Genomic DNA, 10,740 nt, shown 5'->3' on the forward strand with positions numbered 1-10,740 from the left:
GGCCAGGGTTTCCACGAACGCTTCGGAAGGCGTCATCTTTTGCGGGCCGGTGGGGATGGCCGCTGCGGCGGCGGCTTTTTGCTCGGTCATGTCATTCATGGGTGTCTCCTGGTCTGTGGTAATGAACTGCAGCGTATTTATCAACTTATTTATCAAAAAACGGTATATTTTGTTCCGAAATTTGATATACAATTCAATTTAAGCGTTCGGCAATCAAAAGTCAAACAGAATTTCGAGGAAACGGTACAATTTGAGTTCGAAAATGAAATAAGCTGATGTAACACTCAGATACCCAACCGAGGCCACCATGGACATGATTTCATCCCCAAAACTTGAGCCGGAAAAACTGGAAGGCGACACGCCCACGATGCGTTTGTTTGCCTTGCTGGAAGTGATTGCCGAAAAAGACCAGTTGCTGTCGCTGCAAGCGCTGGTGGAAGAAACGGGGCTGCCGAAGCCCACCCTGCACCGCATGCTGCAACAGCTGGAAAGCGTGGGCGTGCTGCAGCGCGAAAGCGACGGCCGCCACTACAGCACGGGCGTGCGCCTGCGCCGCCTGGCGTCTAACCTCTTGATTAACAACACCTTCCATGGCGCCCGCCGCATGGTCTTGCGCCAGCTGGTCGAGGAAGTGGGCGAAAGCTGCAACCTGACGGCCTTCAGCGGCAGCGAAGTGGTGTACCTGGACCGGGTGGAAACGGCGGCGCCGCTGCGCTTCTACCTGCATCCGGGTTCGCGGGTGCCGGCACACTGCTCGTCCAGTGGCAAGCTGTTCCTGGCGCAAATGACGCCCGTGCAACGGCGCCGCCTGCTGGGCCACATGGAATTGACGCGCTTTACGGACAAGACGGAAACGGACCCCGTCAAGCTCGAGCGCGAACTGGAACTGGTGCGCCGCAACGGCTATGCGCTGGACGACGAGGAATTCCTGCCCGGCCTGCTGTGCGTGGCCGTGCTGGTGCCGAACCCGAACGGCCGCTCGAACCTGGCCGTGGCGATCCAGGCGCCCATCATCCGTTTGACGCACGACAAGGCTTTACATTTCTTGCCAGCATTGCAACGCGCCGCGCAAGCCCTGGCCGCCATCGAATCGGAAACCATGCCGACGACGGGCGGGGACGACGACGCATTGCAGACAGGTAATTCATAACCGCTGCGGCACCCATGCTGCGGCTTGACCAGGAGAACAAGGTGCCAGATTCACGCCAACATCCCCCCGCCGCCGCAGCGCAAACCTTGCAGTCCGTGCGCAGCCTGTTCCATATCGACAGCGACTTGCTCGTGCCCGTCTTCACGGAACGCGACCCGCACGTGCCCGACATCGATCCCGCCTACCGCTTCAACAAGGACGTGACCCTGGCCATCCTGGCCGGCTTCACGCATAACCGCCGCGTGATGGTGCAGGGCTTGCACGGCACGGGCAAATCTACGCATATCGAGCAGGTGGCGGCGCGCCTGAACTGGCCCTGCGTGCGGGTCAACCTCGACGGCCACATCAGCCGCCTGGACCTGGTCGGCAAGGACGCCATCGTGCTGCGCGAGCAGCAGCAGGTGACGCAATTCCAGGAAGGCATCGTGCCCTGGTCGCTGCAACGGCCCGTGGCCCTGATCTTCGACGAGTACGACGCGGGCCGCCCCGACGTGATGTTCGTCATCCAGCGCATCCTCGAGCGCGACGGCAAGTTTACTTTGCTCGACCAGAACCGGGTCATCACGCCGCACCCCCACTTCCGCCTGTTCGCCACGTCGAACACGGTGGGTCTGGGCAACCTGAACGGCATGTACCACGGCACGCAAGTGCTCAATCACGCGCAGATCGACCGCTGGAACATCGTTGCCACATTGAACTATTTGCCGCAGCACGAAGAAACGGAGATCGTGCTGGCGCGTGTCCCCGCCATGAATGACGACGCGGGCCGCCAGCTGGCAAGCAGCATGGTGGCCGTGGCCAGCCTCACGCGCCACGGCTATGCGGCGGGCGACCTCGCGTGCCTGATGTCGCCGCGCACGGTAATCACCTGGGCGGAAAACTGCCAGATCTTCCGCGATCCGGCCCTGGCCTTCCGCCTGTCCTTCCTCAACAAATGCGACGAGGCCGAGCGGCCCATGGTGGCCGAGTATTACCAGCGCTGTTTCAACGAGGAATTGCTGGCGAGCCAGGCATGAGCACCGAAGCGACCGCGCCCGCCGCCTACACGCGCGAACAACAGGAAACGGACGAGTTGTGCGCGGGCGCGATCCGCGCACTGAGCGGCGTTGCCTCCGTCCGCTACCGGGGCCGGCGCCTGCACGACGGCCACCGTCCCCTGCCCATCCACGCGGCCCATCTGCAGCCCGATGCGGCGCTGCAGGATTTGCCCTCGCTGCGCGGCGCGGCCGACAGCGTGGCCCTGCGCCTGCTGCACACGGATGCGGCCCTGCACAAGTCGCTGTGCCCGCTTGACCCCGTGGCGCGGCTCGTCTTCGAGCTGCTGGAGCAACTGCGCGTGGAAACGCTGGCGCCAGATCAACATGCCGGCGTCATCGCCAACCTGCGCCACCGTTTTACGGTATGGTCGCACGCGTTCTACGATTCCGGCCTGGCCGAAGGCGCATCGGGCTTGCTCTTGTATACAGTGTTCCAAATGTGCTGGTCGCGCCTGACGGCCCGGCCCGTGCTGGAAAAGACGGAAGATTTCATCGAAGCGACGCGCTGGTCCGTTTCCTCGCAACTGAGCGGCGACCTGGCGGGCTTGCGCCGCCACCGCGCCGACCAGGCCGCCTTTGCGCGCCACGCGCTGGCCATCGCCCATGCCGTCGATGCCATGCTGAAAGAGGCGCAAGCGGCGCGCGAGGGCAGCCAGGATGAGGCAGGCGACGCGAAGGCGCAGGCAGCCTTCAAGCTGCTGCTCGATTTCGACAGCGACAATGACCACCTGCCCGATGCCGCCCCGCTGGGCGAGAGCCGCGCCTTCAGCGATGGCGCTGGCGGCTACAAGGCGTACTCCACGGCCTACGACCGCGAAGACAAGGCGGGCGAGCTCGTGCGCCGCGCCCTGCTGCTCGAGTACCGCGAACGCATGGATGCGCGCATCGCCAGCCTGGGCATCAACACGGCGCGCCTGGCCCGGCGCTTCACGCAACTGCTGGCCGTACCCGAGCGCGACGGCTGGTCGTTCGGCGAGGAAGAGGGGTATATCGACGGCCGGCGCCTGGCGCAGCTGATCAGCTCGCCCTCCGAGCGCCGCTTGTTCCGCAAGGAACAATTCCTGCCCCAGGCCGATTGCCTCGTCACCTTTCTCGTCGATTGCTCCGGCTCCATGAAGACGCATGCGGAATCCGTGGCCGTGCTGCTCGATATTCTGCTGCGCGCACTGGACCAGGCAGGCATCACGACGGAATTGCTGGGCTTCACGACGGGCGCGTGGAATGGGGGAAGAGTCAAACGCGACTGGATGCGCGCCCGCTCGCCCGCCAACCCGGGCCGCTTGAACGAACTCGTGCACATGGTGTTCAAGGATGGCGAGACGAACTGGCGCCGCGCGCGGCCCGATATCGCGGCCCTGCTGAAGGCGGACCTGTACCGCGAAGGCATCGATGGCGAAGCCGTGGACTGGGCCTGCAACCGCATGCTGGCGCGGCCGGAGCGGCGGCGCATCCTGCTCGTCGTGTCAGATGGTTGCCCGATGGATACGGCCACGAATCTGGCCAACGACGAGTTTTACCTGGCGCAACATCTGAAACAGGTGGTGGCGCGCCGCGAAGCGCAGGGCGCCGTGGAAATTTGCGGGCTGGGCCTGGGCCTGGACCTGGGCGCTTATTACAGCCGCAGCCTGGCCACCACCCTGCCCGCCTCGCTGAACAATGAACTGTTCAGCGAGATCGCCCAGCTGATCGCCGGGCGCGGCCGGCGCTGATCAGGTGCGGGGCTTGCGGCGGCGCGCCATCACGCCGGCCAGCGCCAGCCCCGTCAGCAGCATCACATAGGTTTCCGGCTCCGGCACGGCGCTCACGTATTCATACGTCACTGCCACGCGGCCGGAAGCGGACGTCTGGAACTGCGTCAGCAAATTGCCCGCGCCGCTGCCCATCGAGGAGCCGATGGCATTCAAGCCCAGGTAAATCAAACCGCCGCCCGCCGAGGAAAACAGGGCAAAGTCGCTGGCGCTGGCGCTCGTGTAGCCATTCGAGCCCGTGCTCGAGCGCAGACCCGTGCTGGCGCCCGAGGTGCCGGCAAAATCGATGCTGCCATCAAAGGCGCTCAGGGCGAATGTCTGCGTGAACAGCGGATTGGCCACCAGCAAGGTGGAGTTGTCGGGACGGTACAAGGTCAGCAGCGAGGCCAGGCTCAGGGTCACATTCGACGCGCTGGCGTCCAGACTTTCCGTCCGGCCGCTGCCCTGCACGGCGCCTTCCAGATGGAATTTGATCGACGTCAGGGTGCCCAGGTTGCTGTCGAACTTGCCCAGGCCCAGGGTATCTGACCAGTTGGTGGCACCCAGGGCGCGGTCGGCGCTGAAGCTGATGGTCTGGGTGGCCGCCTGCGCGGAAGATGCGGCGCCAAGGCCTAGCACGGCGGCTGCGGCCAGTGCGATGAGAGATTTGTGCATCGATGACTCCTGTTCATTCAATGAGGAAGAGTGGATCACGCAGTGATTCACGCAGGAAGCGCGAGGGAGGTCCCTCGCGCCACAGCCCGGCCATTCAGCTAACCAGACAATTCATTGTAATAAATGAAAGAGTCACAATATACTCAGTTTGTTGCAATTTTAAAAATAACCATTAACATTTTGATTGCTCATGCAACTATCGCAAAAGCGGACGAACGCAGTGCGACACATTGGCGGGCGACTCAATCGACGCAGTAACGCACGGCATGCGCCTCCATCGGCAGCGGGATTTCCCAGTTCCACAGCATCGCTTGCAGCTTCTTGTTGCTGAGCGATGTGTCGCGCTGGCCGTTGCGCCTGAGCAGCTCCTTGCGCGGCTGCTCCAGGTACACGAGCTCCACCTGCGCATGGTATTTGTACAGCAGGTTGAGCGTCTTTTCGCGCATCAGCTTGGACAAATGCGTGGCATTCCACACGAACGGTTCGCCCTTGCGCAGCAGTTCGCGCGCCCGCTCTTCCGCATAGTCGCCCACCTGCCCCTCGTTCTTGCCGTGCTTCAAGCCCAAGGCCGTCCGCGCATCGTCAAACGACACGACGGGCAGGCGCGGATGGTGCTTGTCCACCCACGTATTCTTGCCGGACGCGGGCAAGCCCGACATGACGATCACGCGCGAACCCGGCTCCTGGAACAGCGGGTAGTCGGGATGCGCCTCGGCGCCGCGAAAGTATTTGACGCGCGTGTGGTCGTCGACAAAGACCCTGCGCTGGCCATAGCAGCCCTCCTCGCGCGCCAGCTCGCGGAACAGCTCGATGGCATCGAGGATGCGCTGCGGGTCGGGGCAGATGCGGCCGCGGATATCGGCCTCGGCCAGCATGGCCAGCAGGCGGATATCGACCTGCCACGACAGTTCGCGCACGGTAAATTCCGGCGTCACGCCGCGCCGCGATTGTTCCAGCGCAAAGAACGGCACCTGGTGCACATTGATCAGGCGGCAGATTTCCTCGCGCACGGCAAACGGCACGTCATAGTCCCACAAGGCAATGCGCGCATCGAGCGCGCCCTTGCGCGAGTGACCGGGCTGGCCGATGGCGCCCGTCACCGGGTCGATCACCGTGGTGCTGCACTTGGCCACGTCGTGCAGCAAGGCGGCGAGGAACACGATTTCCTGTTCCGCCCGCGTGGCTTGCTGGTACTCAAGCATGCCCAGCAGGGATTCCACCACCATCATCGTATGCGTCCACACGTCGCCTTCCTCGTGGTACACGGGGTTTTGCGGCGTCGTCTTCGCCAGTTCCAGCTGCGGGAAGGCAGCCAGGCAGGCGTTGAAATCGGGCGACTGGCCCGCTGGCGGCACCAGTTGCTGCAGGGTTTTCCAGTTCATCATTGTGTACTCCTTGAGTAAGCTGCCAGCTCGTCGAGCGAGCTGCAGGTGTGTAAACCCAGGCTCTCCCACGTCACGAGCGGCTGCGGCGCATACAGGTCGACGCCGTCGGCCAGCAGATTCGGGATCAATGGCCGCGCGCTGTGGTGCGAACCGCTGTCGAGGATGGTTTGCGTAAAGTCATGCCGCACCAGCTTGTAGCGGGCCAGCACTTGCTCGTCGTCTTCCACTTTCAGGTACAAGCCTTCCGCGTGGTCGGACTTGTCCGTCTGCTTCCAGCACAGGTCTAGCGGCAGGCGTTCGCGCGCCACCACGTTTTCAAAGGCGTCGCGCCACAACCGGGACTTGGCCAGCGAATGGCGCAGCAGCTGCCACAGCTGTTTCGACGACGCGGGCATGGTGCCCGCATACAGCACGGGGACCGACAGCACGGGCGAGCCGGCCAGCATGGCGTGGCGGCGCGCCGTCGACAAAAACATCTGGCTGCGGCGGCAATACACGTCGAACTCGTTGAAATAATGGGGCAGCCGGTCATAAAACACGGAATGCTTGCTGTAAGACCACTCGCCAAACAGCACATACTGGTCTTCCAGCAAGCCCAGCAAGGCGTGCTCGTGCGCATGGGCCCACGGTTTCAACAGGTTGAACTGGCGTTCGCTGCCGCCGCCCGCCAGGTAGTGGCCGCGCGACTGCAGCAGCACCTCGCCCGCATCGCTGAACGACACGGCGGAGTTGGCGCCATCGATTTTTTCCTCGACTACGACGTACTGGCCGGCCAGCTTTTTCAATGGCATCTGGTCGGAACCGTCGTCGCCGTCCTGCAGGCGCGAGCCTTCCAGGTGCGGCGTGCGCGGGTATTTAAATAAAGGCAAAGATTGTAAAAACATAGCGTCCCACGCCGCGTTGACCGGGGCGTGTCCATACAGGGTCAGGGGTGCTGACGACGTGTTCGGGCGTGGACGATCAGGACGGTGGTCCTGGATACGTGTGCGGAAGGAGCAAAAACAGTGCCGCAGCAATCGGGGGCGTCAACGCGCCGAACGATGCTGCAGAGAGCATTTCGTCAGCGTTAGCAGGTGATGGCGAAGAAGCGAGGCACTTTTGGCTCCAATATGGAAGAGGTTCGAGAAAGAACCGCGAATATAAAGGCTGTTTGATTATTTTGCAAGTGGCTCATCCGTATCGTGCGCATTCTTGTACGCTCCCCCGCTTTGCAATCCCCGCAAAATTTGCTAAGCTGGCGGCACTTCCTGTCGCTGCTGCGTGGAAAACAAACATGACCCTTGCAAAAGGGCCGTGCATTCGTTATTTCCGGAGCAGAATCGTGTTTCCCCTATCCAGATTACAAAAAGCCCTGCGCCGCCAGGGCATCGCCGTCGCCTATGCCGACGGTATTTATACGCTCAGCAATCCGCACGCCCAGGCGTCCGTGCTGCTGCCCCACAACTTTCCGCTCGAGGAAAAAGCCGTGCGCCAGCTGATGGAGTTTGCCGCCGTCGCCGTGCCCGGCCAGGATGGCCATGTGTGCAAGGCGTGCGCCACGCCCGACTTCCACCCTGGCAGCATCGCGCCCGTCGGCAGCATCGTTGCCACCAGCCCCGACATGGTGATCCCCGCCATTCCCGGCACGGACATCGCCTGCGGCATGCGCCTGATCACGACGGGCCTGCCCCTGGCGCGGTTCGAAGCGCGCAAGCCACAGCTGTTGAGCAAGCTCAAACACGTGTTGCTGGAAGACGGCCGCAACGTGCCGCTGCGCTCGAAGGCGTTTGCCGCCCTGTTCGACGTGGGGCCGGAAGCGTTCATCGACAGCTTGCATGACGATGGCTTGTGGCCACGGGTCGACAAGGAGCGTTTGTTGCGCGAGCTCGACGCTTGCATCGCCCTGCGCGAACTGGGCGGCGGCTTGCGCCATGCGCCCGAAGCGCTGGTGGGCACGCGCGAAGTGATACGCGACCCCAGCCTGGGCACGACGGGATCGGGCAACCATTTCGTGGAAATCCAGCTGGTCGATACGGTCATGGACCGCCACGCCGCGTACCGGCACGGGCTGGTGCCGGGCGAAGTGGTCGTCATGATCCACAGCGGCAGCCGCGACGTGGGCTTTTTTGTCGGCAGCCGCTGGATGGACCGCGCCAGGGAGGCGTGGCCGAAAGGCGTGCGCCACCCGCAGTCGGGCCTGTACGGCTTGACGGGCGAACTGGCCGGCGAATACATGGATGCCATGGGCGTGGCCTCGCGCTACGCCTGGGTCAACCGCATGGTGCTGGCCGAACTGGTGCGCGACAGCCTGGCGCAGGTGTTTGCGCAGGATCAATCGCGCCTGGTGGTGGACGTGCCGCACAACGTCATCCTGCGCGAGCATGGCATGAACATCCACCGCAAGGGCGCCACGCCGGCGCGCGAAGGCGACCTGGCGCTGATCCCCGGCTCCATGGGCGACTATTCTTATGTGGCAACTGGCATGGGCAATCCCGACTGGCTGTGGTCGTGCTCGCATGGCGCGGGGCGCAGCATCCGCAGGCAAGCCATGCGCGCCATCCGGCCCACGGTGGGCGGCGACGAGACGGCGTTCCAGTGCGTGACCCTGCGCGAGGAACGCCGCGTCGAGGAAGCGCCGATGGCGTACAAGAAGATCGGTCCCGTCATCGCCGCGCAGGAGGAAGCGGGCTTGCTGCAATCGGTGGCGCGGCTGAAACCCTTGCTGACCTTTAAAGCCTAGCGCAGCAATTGCGGCACGGCCGCCGCCATCAGCGACAGGCCGATGGCGGTCAGCACGACGAACGCGATGCGGCGCATGCCGCGCTGGGCGATCGGCGGCGGGTAGCGCTTGCCGGCCATCGTGGCCAGCACGCCCACGGGCAAGGCCAGCGCACACAGCAACAACACTTTCCCATCGAGCTGGCCCTGGCTGCCCGCCATCAGCGAACGTCCACCAGCGCTGATGGCGAACAAAAAGATCAGGCTGTAGCGGATGGTGGTCAAACTCATTTCCTGACGGTAAAACTGGTACACGAGGGGCGGGCCGGCCAGCGAAAACAGGCCCGAGAACAGGCCGCCGCATACGCCGCTGATGAAGAAGCTGCGCTTGTCCGCCGCGCCCGGCCCCGGCGGCGCCTGCAGCAGGATGCTGACGCCGCCATACACGATGGCCGCGCCCAATAACAGTTTCAGGACGGGCGCATACGCCTGGTCCAGATATCCCAACAGCAACACGCCGGCCGCCATGGCCGGCAGCAAGCCGATGCTGGCCGCGCGGATGGCGCGCCAGTCCAGGTGGTGCAAGGCGCCCGGCAAGGCAACGAGGCAATTGGCCAGGGACAATAAGCTGACGAGGGCCGCCAGCGCGGGCACGGGCGCCAGGCCGAGGCCGCTGGCCACGCCCATGACGATCATGCCCAGGCCAAAGCCCGTGACGGTCTGGAAATACGTGCCGGCCGCCACCACGCCCAGCAGCGCCAGCACGGGCAGGCTGAACAACTCAGCGCCCACCCTGGGCCTGCACGGCCGTCACGGCAATGACGTTGTACACGTCAATCGCGCTGCAGCCGCGCGACAAATCGTTGGCAGGCTTGTTCAAGCCTTGCAGCAAGGGGCCGATGGCGACGGCGCCGCCCATGCGCTCGGCCAGCTTGTAGCCGATATTGCCCGCGTCCAGGTTCGGGAACACCAGCACGTTGGCGCGGCCGTTGACGACGGAATCCTTGACTTTCCTCTGGGAAATTTCGGCCACGATGGCCGCGTCGAGTTGCACGTCGCCATCGATGGCCAGCAGCGGACGCTGGGCCTTGACCCGGTCCGTGGCCGCATGCACCTTGTCGACGGCCGCATGGTGGGCGCTGCCGCTGGTGGAAAACGACAGCATGGCGACCCGCGGCTCTTCCATCAGCAAGGCTTGCGCGCTGTCGGCGGCGGCCATGGCGATGTCGGCCAGTTCCTCGGCCTTCGGGTCAACGACGAGGGCGCAGTCGGAAAAGATGAATCCGCCCTTCAGGCTGTGAAACGGTTCGCACAGCATCATCAGGAAAAAGCTCGACACGAGCTTGAAGGCCGGGTCGACGCCGATGATCTGGATGGCGCTGCGCACCACGTCGGCCGTCGTGTGCACGGCCCCCGCCACGCAACCGTCGGCGTCGCCCAGGCGCACCATCAGGTTGGCGTAGCACAACGGGTCTTGCACGGCGATGCGCGCCTGCTCCACCGTCATGCCCTTGGCTTGACGCAGCACAAACAATTGCTGGGCATAGTGTTCCGACTCGTCGGACGTTGCCGGGTCGACCAGGCGCACGCTATCGAGGTCGAGCCCGTGCTCGTGCGCCAGGGCGAGGATGGCGGCCGGCTGGCCGACGAGGGTGATGTGCGCCAGACCTTCGGCGGCAGCCCGCGCGGCCGCCTGCAGCACGCGCGCATCGCCGCCCTCGCACAACACGATGTTTTTCGGCACGGCGCGGGCTTGCTCGATGATGCGGTGCAGGGCTTTCATGGCGACTCCAATTCGGTAAAAAAAGTGCCGGAACCATGGAAGCATAAAGATGGTTCCGGCACATAAAACCCGGCAAGCCGGGGTCATACAAGGATCGGTCGGGGTGGTGTCGGATGACGCCGGGCCTGGCTACTGCCCGGGTGGTGTCGGATTACGCTGGCCTGGCTACTGCCCGGGTGGTGTCGGATTACGCCGGGCTTGCCCGGCTAATCCGACCTACGCCAGCACCACGCGTAAATTGCGTAGGTTGGGTAGGTTGGATTAGCCCAACGGGCGTAATCCAACA

9 protein-coding genes are annotated in these 10,740 nt (G+C 63.9%); 4 read left to right on the top strand and 5 right to left on the bottom strand.

Annotation, left to right across the window (positions count from 1 at the left end; all coding sequences use genetic code 11):
- Nucleotides 1–307 precede the first annotated feature (307 nt).
- Genes JAB8_RS26620 through JAB8_RS26630 form a run of 3 tightly spaced genes read left to right on the top strand, consistent with a single transcriptional unit; the run spans nucleotide 308 to nucleotide 3,896 of the window.
- Nucleotides 308–1,150, top strand: coding sequence for an IclR family transcriptional regulator (locus JAB8_RS26620; protein ID WP_070223846.1), 843 nt, complete (start codon nucleotides 308–310; stop codon nucleotides 1,148–1,150).
- 41 nt (nucleotides 1,151–1,191) lie between these two features.
- Complete coding sequence (locus JAB8_RS26625; RefSeq protein ID WP_254679600.1) at nucleotides 1,192–2,166, top strand: AAA family ATPase; 975 nt, start codon at nucleotides 1,192–1,194, stop codon at nucleotides 2,164–2,166.
- Nucleotides 2,163–3,896, top strand: coding sequence for a cobalt chelatase (locus JAB8_RS26630; RefSeq protein ID WP_070292317.1), 1,734 nt, complete (start codon nucleotides 2,163–2,165; stop codon nucleotides 3,894–3,896). The genes JAB8_RS26625 and JAB8_RS26630 overlap by 4 nt, the downstream gene beginning before the upstream one ends.
- On the opposite strand, the gene JAB8_RS26635 is transcribed toward JAB8_RS26630, so the two are convergent.
- From JAB8_RS26635 to JAB8_RS26645, 3 genes are all read right to left on the bottom strand, one after another.
- On the bottom strand, nucleotides 3,897–4,589 hold the full coding sequence (locus JAB8_RS26635) for a choice-of-anchor E domain-containing protein (protein ID WP_070292318.1): 693 nt from the start codon (nucleotides 4,587–4,589) through the stop codon (nucleotides 3,897–3,899).
- 242 nt (nucleotides 4,590–4,831) lie between these two features.
- Nucleotides 4,832–5,971 carry an AAA family ATPase gene (locus JAB8_RS26640; protein ID WP_070292324.1) on the bottom strand — a complete coding sequence of 380 codons (1,140 nt, stop codon included), beginning with the start codon at nucleotides 5,969–5,971 and terminating at the stop codon, nucleotides 4,832–4,834.
- The gene (locus JAB8_RS26645) at nucleotides 5,971–6,858 is read right to left on the bottom strand and encodes an RNA ligase family protein (protein WP_070292319.1); all 888 of its coding nucleotides are present in this window, start codon (nucleotides 6,856–6,858) and stop codon (nucleotides 5,971–5,973) included. The genes JAB8_RS26640 and JAB8_RS26645 overlap by 1 nt, the downstream gene beginning before the upstream one ends.
- 437 nt (nucleotides 6,859–7,295) lie before the next feature.
- Here JAB8_RS26645 and JAB8_RS26650 point away from each other — a divergent pair, with 437 nt between their 5' ends.
- Nucleotides 7,296–8,693 (top strand): RtcB family protein, encoded by a 1,398-nt coding sequence (locus JAB8_RS26650; protein ID WP_070292320.1) that lies wholly within the window; start codon nucleotides 7,296–7,298, stop codon nucleotides 8,691–8,693.
- Here JAB8_RS26650 and JAB8_RS26655 read toward each other — a convergent pair.
- Nucleotides 8,690–9,451 carry a sulfite exporter TauE/SafE family protein gene (locus JAB8_RS26655; RefSeq protein WP_254679601.1) on the bottom strand — a complete coding sequence of 254 codons (762 nt, stop codon included), beginning with the start codon at nucleotides 9,449–9,451 and terminating at the stop codon, nucleotides 8,690–8,692. The two genes, JAB8_RS26650 and JAB8_RS26655, sit on opposite strands and share 4 nt — an antisense overlap.
- Nucleotide 9,452: 1 nt before the next feature.
- Nucleotides 9,453–10,454 carry a phosphate acetyltransferase gene (gene pta, locus JAB8_RS26660; RefSeq protein ID WP_070292322.1) on the bottom strand — a complete coding sequence of 334 codons (1,002 nt, stop codon included), beginning with the start codon at nucleotides 10,452–10,454 and terminating at the stop codon, nucleotides 9,453–9,455.
- Nucleotides 10,455–10,740 lie beyond the last annotated feature (286 nt).

The sequence above is a fragment of the Janthinobacterium sp. HH106 genome (genome assembly GCF_001758725.1).
Classification (GTDB): Bacteria; Pseudomonadota; Gammaproteobacteria; order Burkholderiales; family Burkholderiaceae_D; genus Janthinobacterium.

What these genes read in the sequence shown, in the direction of transcription:
- JAB8_RS26640 (WP_070292324.1), bottom strand. Translation starts at nt 5,971, where the DNA reads ATGAACTGGAAAACCCTGCAGCAACTGGTGCCGCCAGCGGGCCAGTCG.
- pta (WP_070292322.1), bottom strand. Translation starts at nt 10,454, where the DNA reads ATGAAAGCCCTGCACCGCATCATCGAGCAAGCCCGCGCCGTGCCGAAA.
- JAB8_RS26630 (WP_070292317.1), top strand. Translation starts at nt 2,163, where the DNA reads ATGAGCACCGAAGCGACCGCGCCCGCCGCCTACACGCGCGAACAACAG.
- JAB8_RS26635 (WP_070292318.1), bottom strand. Translation starts at nt 4,589, where the DNA reads ATGCACAAATCTCTCATCGCACTGGCCGCAGCCGCCGTGCTAGGCCTT.
- JAB8_RS26645 (WP_070292319.1), bottom strand. Translation starts at nt 6,858, where the DNA reads ATGTTTTTACAATCTTTGCCTTTATTTAAATACCCGCGCACGCCGCAC.
- JAB8_RS26620 (WP_070223846.1), top strand. Translation starts at nt 308, where the DNA reads ATGGACATGATTTCATCCCCAAAACTTGAGCCGGAAAAACTGGAAGGC.